At 61.6% G+C, this 19,308-nt stretch carries 17 protein-coding genes; 8 read left to right on the plus strand and 9 right to left on the minus strand.

Annotated features, from left to right (window positions below):
• Positions 1 to 38: 38 nt before the first annotated feature.
• The 5 genes from HHL26_RS00915 (at position 39) to HHL26_RS00935 (ending at position 4,648) form a co-directional block, all read left to right on the plus strand.
• Entirely contained in the window at positions 39 to 821 is a 783-nt protein-coding gene (locus tag HHL26_RS00915; protein ID WP_087573629.1) for an SDR family oxidoreductase, read from the plus strand.
• A 139-nt stretch (positions 822 to 960) separates the two neighbouring features.
• The gene (locus HHL26_RS00920) at positions 961 to 1,746 is read left to right on the plus strand and encodes an acetoacetate decarboxylase family protein (protein ID WP_169575723.1); all 786 of its coding nucleotides are present in this window, start codon (positions 961 to 963) and stop codon (positions 1,744 to 1,746) included.
• Positions 1,730 to 2,755 (plus strand): NADP-dependent oxidoreductase, encoded by a 1,026-nt coding sequence (locus HHL26_RS00925; protein WP_169575724.1) that lies wholly within the window; start codon positions 1,730 to 1,732, stop codon positions 2,753 to 2,755. Before HHL26_RS00920 ends, HHL26_RS00925 begins: the two co-directional genes overlap by 17 nt.
• Before the next feature lie 97 nt (positions 2,756 to 2,852).
• Positions 2,853 to 3,815, plus strand: a complete 963-nt coding sequence (locus tag HHL26_RS00930) for an alpha/beta hydrolase (protein ID WP_169575725.1) — start codon at positions 2,853 to 2,855, stop codon at positions 3,813 to 3,815.
• 71 nt (positions 3,816 to 3,886) lie between these two features.
• Positions 3,887 to 4,648 carry an SDR family NAD(P)-dependent oxidoreductase gene (locus HHL26_RS00935; protein WP_169575726.1) on the plus strand — a complete coding sequence of 254 codons (762 nt, stop codon included), beginning with the start codon at positions 3,887 to 3,889 and terminating at the stop codon, positions 4,646 to 4,648.
• Between the two features lie 93 nt (positions 4,649 to 4,741).
• On the opposite strand, the gene HHL26_RS00940 is transcribed toward HHL26_RS00935, so the two are convergent.
• From HHL26_RS00940 to HHL26_RS00975, 8 genes are all read right to left on the minus strand, one after another.
• Entirely contained in the window at positions 4,742 to 5,242 is a 501-nt protein-coding gene (locus tag HHL26_RS00940; protein ID WP_169575727.1) for a flavin reductase family protein, read from the minus strand.
• A 58-nt stretch (positions 5,243 to 5,300) separates the two neighbouring features.
• Positions 5,301 to 6,098, minus strand: a complete 798-nt coding sequence (locus HHL26_RS00945) for an enoyl-CoA hydratase/isomerase family protein (RefSeq protein WP_169575728.1) — start codon at positions 6,096 to 6,098, stop codon at positions 5,301 to 5,303.
• A 65-nt stretch (positions 6,099 to 6,163) separates the two neighbouring features.
• Positions 6,164 to 6,955 carry an enoyl-CoA hydratase-related protein gene (locus tag HHL26_RS00950; RefSeq protein WP_169575729.1) on the minus strand — a complete coding sequence of 264 codons (792 nt, stop codon included), beginning with the start codon at positions 6,953 to 6,955 and terminating at the stop codon, positions 6,164 to 6,166.
• 7 nt (positions 6,956 to 6,962) lie between these two features.
• Entirely contained in the window at positions 6,963 to 8,432 is a 1,470-nt protein-coding gene (locus HHL26_RS00955; protein ID WP_169575730.1) for a 3-hydroxyacyl-CoA dehydrogenase, read from the minus strand.
• A gap of 42 nt (positions 8,433 to 8,474) precedes the next feature.
• The gene (locus HHL26_RS00960; RefSeq protein WP_169575731.1) at positions 8,475 to 9,329 is read right to left on the minus strand and encodes a MaoC family dehydratase N-terminal domain-containing protein; all 855 of its coding nucleotides are present in this window, start codon (positions 9,327 to 9,329) and stop codon (positions 8,475 to 8,477) included.
• Positions 9,330 to 9,332: 3 nt separating this feature from the next.
• The gene (locus HHL26_RS00965) at positions 9,333 to 10,928 is read right to left on the minus strand and encodes an acyl-CoA dehydrogenase family protein (RefSeq protein ID WP_169575732.1); all 1,596 of its coding nucleotides are present in this window, start codon (positions 10,926 to 10,928) and stop codon (positions 9,333 to 9,335) included.
• Positions 10,928 to 12,145: an acetyl-CoA C-acetyltransferase gene (locus tag HHL26_RS00970; RefSeq protein WP_169575733.1), complete on the minus strand. Its 1,218-nt coding sequence runs from the start codon at positions 12,143 to 12,145 to the stop codon at positions 10,928 to 10,930. Before HHL26_RS00970 ends, HHL26_RS00965 begins: the two co-directional genes overlap by 1 nt.
• Complete coding sequence (locus HHL26_RS00975) at positions 12,142 to 13,341, minus strand: CoA transferase (RefSeq protein ID WP_169575734.1); 1,200 nt, start codon at positions 13,339 to 13,341, stop codon at positions 12,142 to 12,144. The genes HHL26_RS00970 and HHL26_RS00975 overlap by 4 nt, the downstream gene beginning before the upstream one ends.
• Positions 13,342 to 14,036: 695 nt before the next feature.
• Here HHL26_RS00975 and HHL26_RS00980 point away from each other — a divergent pair.
• The 3 genes from HHL26_RS00980 to HHL26_RS00990 all read left to right on the plus strand — a co-directional run bounded on the left by HHL26_RS00980 (position 14,037) and on the right by HHL26_RS00990 (position 17,970).
• Positions 14,037 to 14,783: a hypothetical protein gene (locus tag HHL26_RS00980; RefSeq protein WP_240962252.1), complete on the plus strand. Its 747-nt coding sequence runs from the start codon at positions 14,037 to 14,039 to the stop codon at positions 14,781 to 14,783.
• Positions 14,784 to 15,119: 336 nt separating this feature from the next.
• A complete protein-coding gene (locus HHL26_RS00985; protein WP_169575736.1) occupies positions 15,120 to 17,342 on the plus strand; it encodes a TonB-dependent receptor in 2,223 nt (740 codons plus the stop codon).
• A 112-nt stretch (positions 17,343 to 17,454) separates the two neighbouring features.
• Positions 17,455 to 17,970, plus strand: coding sequence for a hypothetical protein (locus HHL26_RS00990; protein ID WP_169575737.1), 516 nt, complete (start codon positions 17,455 to 17,457; stop codon positions 17,968 to 17,970).
• A gap of 137 nt (positions 17,971 to 18,107) precedes the next feature.
• Here HHL26_RS00990 and HHL26_RS00995 read toward each other — a convergent pair whose 3' ends face one another.
• A complete protein-coding gene (locus HHL26_RS00995) occupies positions 18,108 to 19,130 on the minus strand; it encodes a DMT family transporter (protein WP_206377298.1) in 1,023 nt (340 codons plus the stop codon).
• Positions 19,131 to 19,308 lie beyond the last annotated feature (178 nt).

Below are 19,308 nucleotides of genomic sequence, written 5' to 3' on the forward strand. Positions count from 1 at the left end.
CGCACTTTGGGTAGCGCCGGCATTTGAGAGGTGAGGTCATGGCGAGGGTAGCCGATAAAGTCGCGATTGTTACCGGGGCGGGAACCGGTGTCGGTCGCGCGTGCATGATGCTGCTCGCTGCCGAAGGGGCCCGGGTCGTGGGCGTAGGTCGCACCCGCTCCAGCCTGGATGAGACTTTGGCTCTTGTGACGGAGGCAGGCGGTGAGGGCCGCGTTGTCGTGGCGGACCTCAGCCTCGATCATGGCGCGCAGGAGGTGGTCGACGCGACGCTGGAGGCTTATGGCCGGATCGACATTCTCGTCCATGCCGCAGGCGTGGGCTATAGCTGGCAAGAGAAAAGCCCGGGCAGCATGAACGATGTGGTGAACACGACGCCCGACAAGTGGCGCGAGGTGATCGGCATCAATCTCGACGCCTGCTATTTGATGAATCGCGCCGTGCTGGCGCACATGATCGACAATGGTGGGGGCGCCATCGTCAATGTGGCGAGTATCTCCGGTTCTCAGGGACTGGCCGCGGCGCATGCCTATACGGCCGCCAAAGCGGGGATGATCAACCTGACGCGCTCGCTGTGCGTTGCCTATGCGAAGCACAATATCCGCGCCAACTGTGTCGCGCCGGGCTTCATCGACACCCCCATGGTGGCCTCCGTGATGAATGTCTTCGAGGATGAGGCCGCCGCCGAGCAGATTGCCCCCATGCGCCGCGCGGCCCGGCCGGAGGAAATCGCCTATGGCTGCCTGTATCTCGCATCCGATGAAGCTTCCTATTGCAACGGCTCGGTGCTGGTCATCGACGGGGGAACTTCGGCCCGGCAGTAGTTTCATGTGGCCAATCGACCGGGAATGGCATTATAATATTGTAGGAAGATATAAAAGGACGGACTGGCGGGTACTGCAATATGGCAGTCCCGTCGCTGGCCGGTAAGAACGCAACATAATCCGCTGGAGAGGAGAGGGCATGGCTATCGATTTGACTGGGCCGTCAGGTTTTTCAATGCCGATGGGAGCGTCGCTTTATCCGCCGCCGCCCCATCACTTCCACGGCGCCAAACTGGCATGGGCAACCTATGAAGCCGATGTCGAGGCGGTGGCGCGGATGCTCCCTCCCGGCGTGAAGCCAGACAGCAACCCTCCCGTCTGCGAGCTTTGGGTCTGCGACTATCCCTCGACCACCTTCGGGCCCTATCTGGAAGCCTATGTCCATGTTCGCGTGGAGGTGGACGGGGTGCGCTATTGGTATCAACCGGTGATCTTCACCAATCGCGAGCCTGCTCTGGCCGCCGGCCGGGAGATTTGGGGCTATGCCAAGAAGCTTGCGACCATGGCCTGGCGCGAGGAGGCCGAGCAGATCATCTTCACCATCGAGCGGCCTGTGGGCAAGCGGTTGGTCACCTTCACTCTTTCGCGCGACCGGCTCGCCAGGCCGGACGAAGTGGAAGCGCTGCCGATCCTGTCGCTGCGCTATATTCCGCCATCCGATCCGGAGCGGGGTCCGGCGGCGGCCGAACTCGTCAGGCTGGATGTCGAGGGTGGACTGCACCAGACGCCCGTGCTGGGCGATGTGCTCTGGGCGGGACGCGCCTCGGTCGCATTCGATTCCCCGAGCGAGGTGGACCCCTGGCACCTGTTCAAGCCCACGCGCATGCTTGCCGGTCATGTCCAGACCGCCAATTTCTCGCTTCCCCTTGGCAAGGTCGTGAAGGATTATCTCGCCGAGGGATTGGGCGATGGAAAAAATGTCTGAAATCAACCGACAATGGTTGCTGCGTCGCCGTCCGACCAGCAATGTCACCGCGGACGATTTCGAATATTCGGAGACATTGATACCCGACAGCTCATCGTTGCGGCCGGGGGAACTGATCTTGCGCAACCTGCTGTTCCTCTGTGCGCCGACCATGCGGAACTGGATGGAGCCGCCAGGGAATAGTCTCTACCCCTCCATTGCCATCGGAGACCCCGTCATGGCGCCCGCCGCCTGCGAGGTTGTGGCTTCGGCGCGGGAGGGCGTACCGGTTGGCATGCGCGTCACCGCCTTTACGAGCTGGCAGGACTATCAGCGCGTCGCCGCCGATCATCCGGTGACGCCCGTGCCCGATGGGTTGAGCGTGACCGACATCATGACGACCTATGGGCTCAACGCCCGCACGGCCTATTTCGGGCTTCTCAAAGTGGGCAAACCGAGGGCGGGCGACACTCTGGTCGTGTCGGGTGCGGCGGGATCGACGGGTTCGGTCGCCGCCCAGATCGGGAAGATCATGGGGTGCCGCGTGATCGGCATTGCCGGCGGCGCCCGGAAATGCGCCTGGCTGACCGGGGAATGCGGGTTGGATGCCGCCGTGGATTATCGAAGCGGTGACGTTCAGGAGAAGCTGCGCGAACTGTGCCCGGACGGAATAGACATTTTCTACGACAATGTCGGCGGCGACATATTGCAGGCGGCAATCGAAAATATGGCGAAGTTCGGGCGCATCATACTCTGCGGCCAGATCGCGACCTATACCGAAGGCGGCCCGGCCCGCGGCCCCAACAATATGATGCGGCTGATCTATGGGAGCGTGACGATGCAGGGCTTCCTGCAAGCCGACTATGAAGACGAGACGGACGCCGCGCTCAGGCAATTGGGCCAATGGGTGGATCAGGGACTGATCGTTCACCGCGCCGACATAAGGCCCGGCTTCGAGCGCATTCCGCAAACCTTCGCGGCGTTGTTCGAGGGAGGAAATGAGGGCACCCTGTTGGCGGCGGTCGAATGAGGGAAATAGTGCCCGGTGGCGGCGTCCATCATGGGCCGTCCGCAACGCCTCACCGGAAAGCTTAGGGTATAAGAAGATCGATTGGAGCTGAAACGTCATGCCGTCCCGCCATCTCGTCGACCCCCAAATCCTGCCCATGGTCGAGCAGGCGCCCGCTGTGGTGCTCGATGCCGAGCATCTCGCCGAATCCCGAGCCGCGATGGTGGCCATGGCGGAGACGCTTCCGCAGCCCGCGCCGCTGGCGGCCGATCTGAAGATGTATGAGGAGCGCATACCGGGTCTCGACGGCGCGCCGGACGTGCGTCTGATCATCACCGCTCCCAAGGCGAGCGGTTCTGGGAGGCCGGGAATTCTGCACATCCATGGCGGCGGTTATATCATGGGTTCGGCGGACATGACCGCGCAGATCGACGCGGCCTATGCCGGGGAGTTCGGGGCGGTGTGCGTCTCGGTCGACTATCGGCTCGCGCCGGAAACGCCGCATCCGGGACCCGTCAACGACTGCTACGCGGCGCTCAAATGGCTGCACGAAAACGCCCAGGCGCTTGGCGTCGATCCCGATACCATCGCCGTCACTGGCGAGAGTGCGGGCGGCGGGCTGGCCGCCGCGCTCGTGCTTCTGGCGCGCGACCGTGCCGAGGTGCCCGTCGCCTTCCAGCACCTCATATATCCCATGCTGGATGACCGCACGGCGACCCGCGACGATCCCTCGCCCTATCTCGGTCAGTTCATCTGGACGCAGGATAATAACCATTTCGGCTGGCGCTCGCTGATCGGCGGCGAGCCGGGCGGGGCGGACGTTTCCCCCTATGCCGCGCCTGCAAGGGCGGAGGATCTCTCCGGCCTGCCACCGACTTTCATCGCCTGCGGCGCACTCGATCTCTTTCTGGAGGAGGATCTGGAATATGCGCGACGGCTGATCCTTGCGGGTGTCTCGACAGAACTGCACATCTATCCCGGTGGGCCGCATGCTTTCAATCTTGTGCCGGATGCAGACATCACCATGGCCCTCGACCGCGACTCCATGGGCGCGTTGAAGCGTGCCCTCACGAAGTCATAGGTGGGCGGCTGCCGGGTAAACGACAATCCGATCGATCGGATCGGGACATTGGAAGAAGTGGAAACATAAGCATGTTCGATCTCACTGGCAGGGTCGCGCTCGTCACGGGTGCGGGCCAGAATGTTGGCGCGGGAATCGCCAGGGCGCTTGCCGGCAGGGGCGCTGTCGTGGCTGTAAACGACTATCATGCCGACCGCGCCGAGCGGGTCGTGCAAGAGATAGTGGAGGCAGGCGGGCGCGCCGTTCCCGCCATATTCGACGTGACCGATCTCGAAGCCGCCACGCGGGTCGTGCGGTCTGTTGCGGAGACTGAGGGGCCGATTGGCATTCTTGTCAACAATGCGGGCAATGCCGGGGCGGAGGCGGTCAAAATGGCGCAATTCGTCGATATGGACCCGAAGGATTGGCATTCCACATTCGATGTCAACATCTTCGGCGTGCTCAATTGTTGCAAGGCGACGCTGCCTTCCATGATCGATCAGGGCTGGGGACGGATCATCAATATCTCATCCGCCTCCGGCTTGAGAGGGACCGACATTGGCGTGTCCATCTATTCGGCGGCCAAGGCGGGCGCTCTGGGCTTCACCCGGGCGCTCGCCGCCGAAGTCGGCAAATCGGGAGTCACGGTCAACGCGATTGCCCTGGGCATGATCCCTCCCTATGAGATCAAGGCGTCCGATCCGGTGCTTGGGGAACGCATTGCATCGATCGTCGTCGGCCGGGCCGGAACGCCGGACGATCCGGCGGCGCTCGCCGTCTATCTTGCCTCCTCCGAAGCGTCGTGGATGACCGGCGACACCATCCTTCTGAACGGGGGCAGCTATATGCGGTAAGCGCGGCCCGCCACGCGGAGCCGCACATATCGATGCGGATCAGGTCCGGCGGTTGCGCCGGTCCTGTGCGGCGAGGGCCGGAGCGATGCCTCCTCAGGACAGTGGCTGGAACGCGCCATAGGTTCCACGCAGGAACAGGAGAGGCTGGTCGGCACGCTCGACCTCCAGCGCGGCGACCCGCCCCAGAACCAGTCTATGGTCCCCTGTCGCAACCTCATCGTGGAACGCACAGTCGATCCACATGACGCAGTCATCAAGGATAGGGTGTCCCGCTGGAGAAAGGCGATGCGTCACGCCCTCAAACTTGTTGCCGCCCCGTGCGGCAAATTGGCGGCAAAGACTCAATTGATGGCTGCCGATAACATTCACACAAAAGCTGCCACAGGCCCGGATTCTGGGCCAGCTTGTCGAACCATTGTCGGGAAAGAAGCCGACCAATGCCGGATTCAGCGATATCGAAGTGAACGATCCCACGGCCATGCCGAACAGCTCGCCTTCAGCGCTGCGCGCCGTAATGATGCAAACGCCCGTCGGATAATGTCCGAGAACATGCCGAAAATGTGCGGCATCTATCGTTGCTTCCTGCGCAACCATTTTCATTCTCCCCGGTTTGATTAAACGGTCCGCTGAGTCCTGTTGACGTGGGGGGCTTTCAAGTCTTTTGCAGGGAATCGAAGAAGTTCGGCGCACGCCTCTCACGAAATGCTTCGACGCCTTCCTTGTAATCGGGTGACATGAAGGCCATCGTTTGTGCATAGCCTTCATATTCGAGCATTTGCTCCAGCGAAGAACTGCTGGACATGTTAAGCAAGGTCTTGGCCATGGCGTTAGCCGTCGGTGAAGCGTTCGCTATTTCAAGCGCGATCTGGCGCGCCACAAGAAGAACTTCCTCATGCGGTACGACACGATTTGCCAGCCCAATACGCCCGGCCTCTTCCGCATCGATCTTTCGACCGGTCAGGCACAATTCCTTTGCCATGTTCAGCCCGACCGCACGCACCAGGAAATAAAGCCCGCCAAGATCCGGCACCAGCCCGAGCCTGGTAAAGGATTGGTGGAATGATGCCCTTTTGCTTGCCACGATGAAGTCGCATGCCAGGGCAAGGTTGCACCCGGCGCCGACCGCAGCACCATTGACCGCCGCGATGACCGGCTTTTCCAGTCTGTGCAGCGGTTCGAGCACCTCCTTCAGGATCCACCGATGCCGCGTCCTCCGGTCGATGGCCGTCATGTGATCGCGTGGCACTTTCAGGTCGGCGCCGGCGCAAAATGCCCGGCCCGCGCCGGACAGGATCATGCATGCGGCTTCCTTGTCGGACCGGATACGTTCCAGAGCGTCACGCAATTCGCGATAAAGCTCGTCGGTCAGGGCGTTCATCGCCTCGGGTCGATTGAGGGTGACGGTGACGATCCGGTCTTCGATATCATAGGTGATGAAATGATAGTCCATTCGTTCCTCCAAACTCGAAACCTGCCAGGCTACTAGGAGCCTGGAACTTTGGGCCTGCATTCGACCTAGCGGCCCTTCCATTGGGGATCGCGCTTTTCGGCGAAGGCGCGTGGACCTTCCCTGGCATCGTCGCTTGCCATCACGACCTGCATGCGTTCGCGCGACAGGCGCCGCAGTTCCGCGTCGGAGCGATCGCCCACCAGACGTCCGATGGAGAGCGATTCGCGAACGGACAGCGGGGCATTGGTCTGGATAGTCCGCGCCAGTTCCAGCGCCGCTTCCATGACATCGCCGGAGTCGACCAGCCGATTGACCATGCCGTGCCGTTCCGCGAACTCCGCGCTGAACTTTTCCCCGGTCGCGAGCAATTCCAGAGCGATATTGCGCGGCAGGGCGCGGACCAGCCGCGAGGCTCCTCCGCCATTCGCCATCAGTCCTCGCTTGACCTCCGGCAGTCCGAAGGCGGAACTTCGACTGGCGACGATCATGTCGCACGCGAGGCAAAGTTCCGTCCCACCCCCCAAAGCTGCCCCATCAACTGCGGCAATCCATGGCTTTTGCCTGATGGCATCGACAAATCCGCCAAAGCCACTGTCGTTCGGTCGCAGTTCAGCCACACGTCCTGCCGCGACGACCTTGAGGTCGGCACCCGCGCAAAACATTGCGGGTGTCGAGGACGCCAGGATCGCCACTCTCAGGGCCGGGTCCGCTTCGATGCGCGTCACCGCCGCCGAAAGGGCGAGGGCGGTCGCGCCGTCAATGGCATTGCGCGCCTTCGGACGGTTGAAACGCACCAGGGCGATGTGGTCGTCGATGACGTCGAACAGCAGCGGCTCGTCTGCCTCTATATCGCTCATATGGGCCTCATCGGGGTGTGTGTGCCGACAGGCCGAGCAGGGCGCGGCGTCGGAGCCATAGGCCGGGACGATAGCGGTCGGAGCCGGTGATCGCCTGCAACTGGACGAGAATGGCGTGACATGTGGCCACGCCCAGCTTTTCGGCCCATTCCAGCGGGCCGAGGGGGTAGTTCTGGGCCAGCTTCATGGCGGTGTCGATATCGGCGGGACTGCCGACGCCGATCTGCGCAAGTTCGCAACCCAGATTGGCCACCATCGCCAGAATGCGCTGGAGCACGAATCCGGGCGAGTCCTGAATGATTTCGACCGTGAAACCATGTCCGCGCAGCCATTGCGCAACCTGTTCCGCTTTTGATGACCCTCCGATGGCGCTCATGACGGTCAGATGCTTGCGCTCGATCGCTGTGAAATCTACCGCGACAGTGTTCGCGGGATCGAGGCCGAGCCGGTGGCAGATCGTCGCGCAATCCTCGCCCACCGGCGCGACAAGATTGACGTCGGTGCCTTCGACAAGCTTCGTCGCCGTGCGCAAGGCTTCCCAGACAGGCGGATGTCCGATCAGTCTGGGGCGAAGTTCTGCTCCACCCGCGGCCTTATCGACCGGCGTTTCCGTGCGGCCTTCGCCATAGTCGAAAAAGCCCTGCCCGCTCTTGCGGCCGAAATTTCCGGCCGCGGCGAGAAGGGCATGCTGCGTTGTCGTCCTCAGCCGCTGATCGTGCTGATAGCCTTCGTAGATGAACTGGGTCACCGGATAGTTGACGTCGATTCCCGTCAGGTCCATCAACTCGAAGGGACCCATCCGGAAGCCGGCGCCATCGCGCATGATGCGGTCTATCGTGGCAAAGTCGGCGACCCCTTCCTGGGCGATGGCAAGCGCTTCCGTCGTATAGGCCCGTCCTTGCAGGTTCACCAGAAAACCGGGGCCGTCCTTCACGGTAACGGGCACCTTGCCGAGCCTGAGCGAAAGGCGGTGGGCCGCTTCGCCCACCTCGCTGCTTGTCCCCGGGGCGATGACCACTTCCACCAGTTTCATCAGCGGCACGGGATTGAAGAAATGCATTCCGCAAACCCGTTGCCTGTTGCGGCATTTCGCGGCAATCGCCGCTACCGACAGCGACGAGGTGTTGGTCGCCAATATGCATTGCTCACTGACGATATTTTCCAGATCGCTGAACAAGGCCTGTTTGGGTTCGAGGCGCTCGATGATGGCTTCGATCACCACATCGCAGGAGGCGAGGTCAGCGATATCGGTCGATGTGCTGAGGCGGCCGCGAATGGCATCGAGCTGTTCGCCCGGAATGGCGCCCTTTTCGACCAGCCGCGCGATCCGGCTGTGTATGTACTGCACGGCGCGGTCCAGCGCACCCTGATCCTTGTCGATCAGGACGACCGACATGCCACTGGTGAGGCCGATCTGGGCAATGCCGGATCCCATCGGACCGGCTCCAACAACGCCCATCGAGCTTATATCGTTCATTGACTCAAAACCTTTCTTCGCGATCTTGGATGACCGCCGCTGTCAGCTCCGCCGCGTTGCCGTCGCGGCCATGACCTGGCGCCCGTCACTCGCCAGAGCCATGAGTTCCAGGCCTGCTTCCCCCTCTCTCAGCGCGAGATGAAGGGCATCGCCACAGATTGCTGGCGACATTGCGCGAAACGAAAAGCGCGAGAGCGGTTGCTCGCCAAATGCGCGCTGGGCAAGGTCGAGCAGAAGGGTCGCGATCAGTGGCCCATGGACCACCAGACCGCGATAGCCTTCTTCGGCGGTCGCATAGGGCAGGTCATAATGAATCCGGTGGCTGTTGAACGTCAGGGCCGAAAAGCGGAACAGCAGCGGCTCGGATGGGGTGAGGGTGCGTGTGGCGCTCCAGCCGTCGAGTCCTTTCAGCTCAGGCCCCGGCGGAGGCGCTGCGGGCGCCCCTTCGGGCGCCGCCGCGCGATAGACGATGGACTGCACCTCGCGCACCGCGACCCGATCTTCGGAGGTGGTTTCATGTTCCACCTCCAGAAAGACCAGCGGCCCAGAGCCACCCTGCTTCGGTGTGATCGCCTTCACCCGCGAGCGACGCTTGACCGTTTCGCCGATGCGCAGGGGATGGAGGAATTCGACCTTGCTTGACGCCCACATTCTCCGGGGTAGGGGGACCGGCGGCAGGAAGCTGGAGGACGTTGGGTCGCGACGGGGATGACCGTCTTCGCCCAGATCGGCCGTTGCAGCGTCAGGCAGGCCAAGGCACCAGTGATAACCCTGCGGAACTGTGCCATCGGCAGCGGTCGGCCGATCGAGCGTCGCGCACCAGCGCGTCACCGCTGCCGTGCCGATCCTGTCTTCGCGCACTTCTTCCCGGCCCAGCCATGCAGCCCATTCGGACATGTTTCAGTTCCTTCCGCCGACAAGGCCTTTGGCAATGACCTGCGCCTGAATTTCGGCGGCGCCCTCGAAAATGTTGAGGATGCGGGCGTCGCACAGCACGCGGCTGATCTCGAACTCCATGGCGTAGCCATTGCCGCCGTGAATCTGGAGCGCGGCGTCGGCGTTCGACCATGCCGCGCGCGCGCCGAGCAGCTTGGCCATGCCCGCCTCGATGTCGCAGCGTTTGCCCGAATCCTTGGCGCGCGCGGCCTCGTAAGTCAGCTCACGCGCCAGCACCATGTCGACCACGCTCATCGCCAGCTTGTCGGCGACGCGCGGGAAGTGGACGATCGCCTTGCCGAACTGCTTGCGGTTCAACGCATAGTCGAGCCCCAGTTCCAGCGCGCGCCGGGCCACGCCCACGGCGCGGGCGGCGGTCTGGATACGCGCGCCCTCGAAGGTGCGCATGAGCTGCTTGAAGCCCTGTCCTTCCTCTCCGCCCAGCAGCGCATCGGCAGGCGCGGGCATGCCGTCGAACGACAGCGCATATTCGCGCATGCCGCGATAGCCGAGCACCTCGATCTCGCTGCCGGCCATGCCATCGGCGGGGAAGGGGTCGTCTTCGGTGCCTCGCGGCTTGGGCACCAGCAGCATCGACAGGCCGGCATAGCCCTTCGCATCGGGTAGGGTGCGGGTGAGCATGGTCATCAGGTCCGACCGGCTGGCGTGGGTGATCCACGTCTTGGCCCCCTCGATCACCCATTCGCCGTTCCCATCCTGCCGCGCTCGCGTGGTCAGGCTGCCAAGGTCGGAGCCGACATCGGGTTCCGTGAACACGGCGGTCGGCAATATTTCGCCGCTGGCGATCAGGGGCAGCCAATGCGCCTTCTGGGCGTCCGTTCCGCCCAGCACGATCAGTTCGCCCGCGATTTCCGAACGCGTGCCGAGCGAGCCGGTGCCGATCCACCCGCGCGACAATTCCTCCGTGACGAGGCACATAACCAGCTTGCCGAGGCCCAGCCCGCCAAACTCCTCCGGGATGCAGACGCCGAAGGTGCCGAGTTCGGCCATATGCCGCACGGTTTCATCGGGAATCAGTGCATTGGCCAGATGCCATTGGTGGGCATTGGGGATGATTTCGGTATCGGTGAACCGACGATACTGGTCGCGGATCGCGTCAAGATCGCTGTCGTGGAAGGTCTCGGACGGCCAATGGCCTTCAGCCAGCATGGCCGCGACTTCGGCGCGCAGCGTCGCAAGATCGCCGTGGATCACGCCGAGCGAGGCCTCGCGCAGCGCGGATGCCGCTTCGCCAAGGTCCAGATCGGCGGGACGGAAAATCTCGTTCTGGCCCATCGGCAGGCCGCCGATCAGTTGCGAGACGGTTTCGGCGAAAGCGAGATGCGCAATCTTTTCGTCGAGCGGGTTGGCCTTGCCATTTGCCGCGAGCCAGCCATGGATCGCCTCCAGCGCGGCAACCGATGTCGCGACCCAGGCGAAGCCATGCGCGGCGCGCTGTTCGGCATCGATGCTGCGGGCCTCAAGTCGTTTGCGCAACGCGGAGAGAGCCGCTTCGCGATAGGCGCGCGCGCCTTCCAGAGTCTTTGCCAGTTCCGCCATCACGCTGCCCTTTCGAAAATCGCGGCAAGGCCCTGTCCGCCACCGATGCACATCGTTTCCAGGCCATAGCGCGCATCGCGGCGCTGCATCTCGCGCACGAGATTGGCGAGTATGCGTCCGCCGGTCGCCCCGATCGGATGGCCCAGCGAAATGCCCGAGCCATTGACGTTGAGTATGTCGTTGCGGCTGTCATCCTCGCTCCAGCCCCAGCCCTTGAGCACGGCGAGCACCTGCGGCGCGAAGGCTTCATTGAGTTCGATCACGCCCAGATCATCCCAGCCAAGCCCCGTGCGGCGAAACAGCCTTTCGACCGCCGGGACCGGGCCGATGCCCATGCGGCTCGGTTCGCAACCGGCCGCCGCCCAGCCATGGAACCAGGCAATGGGTTCCAGCCCAAGTTCATCGAGCTTGTCCTCCGCCACCACCAGACAGGCGGCCGCCGCGTCATTCTGTTGGCTGGCGTTGCCCGCCGTCACCACGCCGCCTTCGATGGGCCGGAGCGCGCCGAGCGTTTCCATGCTGGCATCGGCGCGATACCCCTCGTCATGATCGAATGTCACGGGATCGCCGCGCCGCTGCGGCACAGGCACGGGCACGAGTTCATCGGCGAAGAGACCGTTTGCCCAGGCGGCGGTGGCGCGCTGGTGGCTGCGCACGGCATAGGCGTCGCACTGATCGCGGGTGATGCCATAGTCCCTGGCGCAATTTTCCGCCGTCTCGATCATGCCGCTGATGACGCCGAAACGCGCGATCGGCTGGCTCATTACTCGGCCGCGGGTCAGCCGGTCATGCAGGTCGAGGCCGCCGGACTTGACGCCCTTGCGGATCTGGGTGGTGTAATGTTCGACATTCGACATCGATTCAACGCCGCCCGCCAGCACCACGTCGGAGGCGCCGGTCTGCACCATCATGGCGGCATCGATGACCGCCTGAAGCCCGGAACCGCAACGGCGGTCAAGCTGGTAACCGGGAACCTCGATCGGATAACCCGCCGCCAGCCACGACCATCGGCCGATGGCCGGCGCTTCGCCATTGCCATAGCCCTGGGCGAAGACGACGTCATCGACCCGTCCGGGATCGATGCCCGTCCGCTCGACCAGCGCTTTGATGATCACCGCGCCAAGGTCTCCTGCGGCGATGGTGGACAGCGCGCCGCCGAACTTGCCGACGGCGGTGCGGATGGGGGCGACGATTGCGGCACGACGAAGCTGGGTCATTGGCTTGTTCCTACGATTCCGGCGTCAATGAGACGGGCGATGGTGCCCGAGGGGAGGTTGAGGCGCTGGCTGAGCACTTCCACGCTATGCTGGCCGTTACGCGGGGCGGAGCTGGGCGCGCCGCGCTCCTGCTGCGGCACCGAAGCGAAGGCGCCCGCGGCGGGATAAATGAGCTTGCTGGGATTGGGCGCGGCGCCGAATATGGGATTGTCACCGACCAGCGCGGTGTCGTTCACGGCTTCCAGCATGGTGCGATAGGCGGAATGCACCACGCCGCCAGCATCCAAGGCGGTGGCAAGATCGGCATGGTTGCGCGCGGCGACGGCCTCGTCGAAAATCGGAAACAACGCGTCGCGATGGGCAAAGCGAAGGCCATCGTCCTTCGCGAAGGACACGCCTCGCTCTGCCTCGACGTTTGCCACTGCCTCACCGATATCCAGCGCCGCGACAAGATTCGTCCACTGGCGCGGCGTGACCACGACGATCATCGTCCGCTTGCCATCGGCGGTGACGAAATCGCGCCCGAACAGACCATAGACGGCATTGCCCAGGCGCGGGCGGTTGGCGTCCTCGTAGATCATCTCGGCAACGCCGCCGAGATTGGCGACCGTGCCGATGGCGACGTCCGACAACGGTATCCGTATTTCGCACCCTGAACCGTCCGTCTCGCGCCGCCTGATCGCCGCCAAGAGCGCGAAGGCGGCGTAAGCGCCCGTCAGCAGATCCCACGCGGGGAGCACATGATTCACTGGCTCGGGTCCCGGTCCGGTCATCATCGGATAGCCGACGGCATTGTTCACCGTATAATCCAGCGCGGGCGAGCCATCGGGCCAGCCCATCACGCGCACGGTGATGAGGTCGGGGCGGCCTTCAGCCAATGTCGGGTGGGAGAGAAAGCCCTCGGATGGGAAATTGGTGATGAACTGGCCCGTTGCGCGCACCAGTTCCTGCAGCAATTCGCGCCCCTCCGGCTTGCCCAGATCAAGTGCGACGGATTTCTTCGCGCGATTGAGATTTTCCCAATAGAGGGAATCATTGTTGTCAGTCACCGGCCAGCGGCGAAAATCGGGGCCGCCACCGATCTGGTCGACCCGGATCACCTCGGCACCCATTTGTGCGCAATAAAGACCGGCCGAAGGCGATGCGACGAAAGACGACGCCTCTATTATCGACAGATCAGAGATTAAATTATACATGAATATCTCTTTTGCGGAATGCTGGATCCTGAAAAAATCGATCCTCGAAACGCCAATATCTATCGACATCAAATCATGGGTTGCAGGAGATCAGCGCATCTCCGCTTGGGCAATTCGGGACCGATGAAACTGGGTGGCAGGCATTACCTGAACCGGTAATCGCTTCGCCGGTCGCCGCAATCCTGGCACGCAAGGATGGCTCTGTCGCAAAAGTGCGCCTGCTGCAGTATGAGGATGGCGTTTGTGCGAATCGATAGGGAGGGTGTGTTCAAGGGGCGTCATTTTGAAGCATCGCTCATCTTGTCGTGCGTTCGGTGGTGTCTGAATCTACGGCCTAGCTCTTTGGGATCTGAAGGAAAATCCGCAGTAACCGGCGCTTTTGGCCCGTGGCAGGGCGAAAAAACGCCGAAGGTCATGCGCATGATAAGTTCCTCTGGACGATCTTGGGTGGATCATATATAAGACACGTGTTCTGCATATAATATCTGTCAGACCCATCAGGAGCTGTCAATTTGATTGTTCAACCTACTGCCCCTTCGCCCGCACCCGCGGTGACGAGTGTCGTCAAGATTTTGGGACTTTTGCTGGAGGAATCTCCTCGCTGGCTGAACGCTTCGGAGATCGCGCGTCGGTGCGATTTGTCGAAAGCGAGCACGCACCGGTTCCTGCTCGCCCTTTTGGCGGGACATTTCGTCATGCGGAATCCGGAAGACCTGACCTACACGCTGGGATCGGCCCTGATTGCGCTCGGCGCAGCTTCGGCTGGCGAGGGGCCTGTCCTTCAACTGGTGCGAAATGCTCTGAGCGAGCTGGCCAATGAATCCGGGATGAACGCTGAGGCATTTCAGGTGATGCCCGATGCTCAGGTCATCTGCATTGCCACTTGTGCAGGCCCTGGGCCGGTCGCCATCAACCGCTCCGTCGGATCGAGACTGCCCCATTTTCCGCTGGTCAACCTTCTGCAGATCGCGTGGAGCAGCAAAGCCGGCTCGCAGGGAAATGGAGGCAGGGTTCCCGAGGAATTCACGCCTGAACTGGAGGAGGATATCCGCTGGGTCCGTTCCCATGGATATACCTGGGCGATATCAGCGGGTGACAATGCAAGCGCGAATCTCGACCAGATCAAGGGTTGGCTCAAGGAAGCCGGATCGCTGGGCATAGGGCGATCGTCGGAACAGGCGCGGGAAGCGCAGCTCGACGAAATTCTGAGATTCACCGAAGCGAGAAAGACGACCACCGCCACACGTGTCTACCAGGTTCCGACCCTGGGCATTGCCGCGCCGATCTTCGACATCAACGGCGAGACCCAGTTGCAACTTTGCGTCATATCCCTGCTTGCGCAGGTTCAGCCCAATGGCTTGCCCCATATTGGGGAAATCGTGAAGAAGAAGGCGGACAAGCTTACCGAGGTGCTGGGCGGAAGAATGCCCAGAGCGCTGTGACCTTGTCTCAGGCAAGCTCTTGATCTGAAGACGCTGCTGATCTGAAGACGCTGCCCGGACGGCCGCCGTTGGCACGAAGCTCACCGGAATGATCGAGCCTCGACCTCGAATCCTCAACTTCTCCGGTAATCCCGGCAGATGAATAACGCTCAAGATCACCTGGGCGTAGCGATAAACACATAAGCCAATGTCGGTCACGCATTGGCAGCCCGGAACACTATGGCTGAGCATTCTCGATGCTCACGCATCCCTTCAATCGCAGGGCGCTTGAGCACAGAGCCTCAAGAGCAATTCGCGAGGAACTACCAAGAAAAAGTGGTAATAGGGGGAGGCAATATGCAGGGGTCCAAGAGTTTGATGCGCTTAGGTGTGAGCGCTTTGCCGCTAGTCTTGATTTGCATGGCGGCGTCACCGGCGGTCGCGGAGGAAAACACCCAGGCTCGGGCCGGGGCATCGGAAAAATCCTCTGATTCTGCACGCGGCAAGGCTGCGATTGTGTTGGAGGACATTGTGGTGACGGCCCGCAGGCGGGCGGAATCCCTGCAGACCGTGCCGTTGTCGGTCACGGCGATTTCAGCGGAGACGCTGGTCGCAGAAGGCGTCAAGAACATCATCGACCTGCAATTCCACACGCCTGAGCTGACGGTCGTGGGAGGCGGCGGAAACCGGAACCAGGTAACCTACGCGATGCGTGGGCAAACCCAGGCCTATGGGGGCGCGTTGCCCGGCGTTGCTTCCTATTTTGCGGATATGCCGATCATCAATCAGGCGAGCCCGCCGTTCCTTGATCTTCAGAATGTTCAGGTGCTGAAAGGGCCGCAGGGAACGCTATTCGGTCGCAACACCACCGGCGGGGCGGTGCTCTTCGCGCCGCAGCGGCCAACCAGCGAACTGGACGGCTACCTTATGCTCAAAGCGGGAAATTACAATCTGAGGCACGCCGAAGGGGCGGTGAACATTCCGATTGTTCCCGATGTTCTGGCCGTGCGGTTCGCGGGCCAGAGGATCAAGCGCGACGGCTACACGCTTAATCTCACAACCGGCAAGCATCGCGACAATGTCAACAGCTACGCCTATCGCGGCAGTGTGCTTTTCACGCCGTCCGGGGGCTTCTCCGATTATCTGGTCGTGGATGGTTCCGGAGCTGACGATAGCGGCGGGACGTTCATGATGAACGCGGTGCGGCCCAATTCGATCGTCGCCCTCGTCTATCCGGATATCGTGCAATATGTGCAAACCCAAAATGCGCGCGGGCCGCGCATCATAGAATCCGATGTCACGACATCCAATAGGCAACATCAGCTGATCGTCGTTAATACCGCCACTTATGAATTTACGCCGAACTTCTCAATAAAGGATATTTTCGGATATCAACGCTTCAGCCAGAAGCTTGTCACGGATCAGGATGGAAGCCCGTTCAATATTCTTTGGTTTCCTTTGCAGGTGCATACCAAGCTGATTACGAACGAAATTCAGGCCTTGGGGACGGCTCTGGATGGCAAGCTTAATATCATCGCCGGTTTTTATTATGAAAAATCATCGCCATCCGGATCGAATTCATCGCAGGCGCGGGTATTCGGCGGGCCATTTCCCTCATCAGCCAGCCGCCATGAAACCAGCAAGGCGATATACGGGCAGGCGACCTATGATCTGGGCGACCTCCTGTCGGGCCTGAAGCTGACCGCCGGTGGCCGGTACACATGGGATTATCGCCAATATGCCGATCTGCTGGCCGGCACGCCGCCTCTGACCGCGCGGTTCACAGCTCCGACCTATAATTTCAGTCTCGACTACCGCATCAACCCTAATCTGTTCGTCTACGCCGCCACACGCCGCGGTTATAAGAGCGGCGGGTTCAATCCCACCTCGCCCGTTCCGGAGCTCGCCAAGTTTCAGCCGGAATATATAACGGACTATGAGGTCGGTGTTAAGGCGGACTGGCGAATTGCCGACGTGGCGGGCCGGACAAATCTCACCCTTTATACCGGAAATTATACCGATGTACAGAAATCGCAGACGGTGTCCGTCAATGGAGAGCTTGTAGGCGCGACGTTGAACGCCGCGAAAGGTACGGTGAGAGGCGTGGATTTCGAAACTACGGTCAACCCGACGACCTGGTTGAATCTCTCGGCATTCTACTCTTATACGGATGCCTTCTATAAGAAATTCCCCTCCTCGGAAGGAAATGCCGTAGACTCCGAATTTTCCAATACGCCGAAGACCAAGATTGGATTGACCGGTGAAATCAAGGCTCCCTTGTCCGACGAGGATAGCGCCGTAAGCTTCCGGGCGAGCTATTATCATCAGAGTCATCAATATTTGTGGGATCTGAATTTCAACAATCCTGAATCTCGCGCGCCAGGCTATGATCTCGTCAATTTGCGTGCCGAATGGTCGCGTATCGGCGGAAAGCCGTTATCGCTCGCTCTCTTTGGCTCCAACATATTGAACGCAAAATATGTGCAGCAGGGAAATCCTCTGGCCACCGTGTTAGGGTTTAACAGCGTCGCCTATGGCGATCCTCGCATGTATGGAGCCGAATTGCGGTTCGAATTTTGATGGATATGGAAGAGCCCTCCTGAAATATCGGGGGCAATGATGAAGAATGGCCAAGATCTCGCGACCGTGCGGGACCTTGGCTATCGCGAGCCCTTTATATAAGGAGACGGGCATGTCGACGACCAAGGCGATCGGAACATTGGGCGCCGCGATCATCCTGATCGCCATTTTCTTCGTCCTGACCGGTGCGGTCGGTGTACGTGAACATTGGGCCGGATTTCTGTTCCTGTTCCAGTGGAGCATGATGGAAGGTATGAAGCTCAATCGATTGCCGCGATCTGCGCTGGGGGCGCTGACGGGCGTCGCGATTGCTTCGCTGCCGACTTGGCTGACGCCGCTTCTTGGCGCTGGTGCAGCCTTGGCCGTGATGCTGTTCGCAGTCCTTGTCGCTGTTTTCCTACTGATTCGTGAAATGGCTGGACTTTTCATCAATCCAGCGACGATGGCCTTCCTGACCGTGGCGACCATTCCGCAGATCGTCAATTCGACGAAGCCAACTGAAGTTTTTCTGGGGATTGCCGCGGGCGTCATCATTTTCGGTGGTCTGGCGGCGATACAGGCAGCAATACAAAGGGCCCTTGCGGGGCGAAAGGCAAAGGCCGCCAAAACTTGCGCAACGTCAAGTTAGGCGACCTTATGACGACACCCTTAAGGATAGGGATCGTCTACTAGAACAGGCAGAATCTATCGGCTTCGTTCCTGGGCTCAGCTAACAATGCCGAATTATCGGCATCGCTTTCTCCTGATCTATCCAAAGCCTCAGTCCTAGACCTTGCCGTCCAGCGCGAGCCTCCGTTCGTGCAGGGTGATGAACAGGGTGGAGGCGACAATGACCACCGCGCCGCCCAGCGTCCAGGGGCCGGGCACCTCATGGTACAGCCAGTAGCCGGCGACCGCGCCAAAGAGCAGCCGGCTGTAGTCCATCGAGCCCATGATGGCGGCGTCGCCCAGCTGGATTCCCTTCACGAAGAAGGCCTGCTGAACGGTGGCGAGTACCCCAAGCAGCGTCAGCAGAACCAAATCCACGCCATGGGGCCAGCGCCAGACGAGAAGCGCCGGCGGCAGCGTGAAGAGCACGCCCAGCGCGGCGCCCCAGACCAGAATCACCGTCGGCGAATGATCCCGGGTCAACAGCTTCAGGCTGACGACCGTCATCGCCAGCAGGAAAGCGGAGGCCAGCATCGCCAGGGTCGGCGCGTCTATGGTGAAGTGCAGGCCCTCGGCCGGGCGGATCATCATCAGCACGCCGCCGAAGCCGGCGAACAATGCCACGATCCGCATGACGCCCACCCGCTCGCGTACCACGATGGCCGCCAGCGGTACGAGCCATAGGGCGCGGGTGAAGGACAAGGCGTTGGCCTCCGCCAGGGACATTTTCTGGAAGCCGTAGAAGGACAGCCCCAGCGCCGCAGTCCCGAAGCCGGAAAGAAGGCACAGGATCCAGGGGCGGCTGGCGGTGAAGGCCGCCGGTCCCCGCTTCAGGATGAGGGGCATCAGCACGAGGAAGCTGGCGAGTTGACGGTAGAAAGTCTGCACCGGCGCGGGAAAGCTGGTCCCCAGATAGCGCACCAGCACCATCAGGACGGTGAAGACCAGGGCGGAGGCCAACATCCAGGCCGCGCCCCGAAGGTTCGAGGTCAAGGGCAGGGCCTGTTTCGGGACCGCCACGGTCAGCGCCGCCGCGGGACCCGTGGCGACAGGTGCTTCGCCGGTCAGGGGGCTGGCGATAGCTTCCAGTCCATCATTCAGCCGACCATGCTGCTCCTCATCCATGCCCATTATACGCATAATCCGCCCGCCCCTCTTCATCGAACTCCAAAATTCTGCCAAGATTAGGCAGCCATTTTTTTCGCGGAAGAGGGGCGCCCACATGCCGCCATGTCTTTCGCGCCTTTGCTAATTGCCGGGCGGCAGGCGACGCTGGCTCAGTTTTAGGGCAGCTATCTTGCCTCGAGAGTGGAATTCC

This window comes from Sphingobium sp. TB-6, assembly GCF_012927365.1.
Lineage (GTDB): Bacteria > Pseudomonadota > Alphaproteobacteria > Sphingomonadales > Sphingomonadaceae > Sphingobium.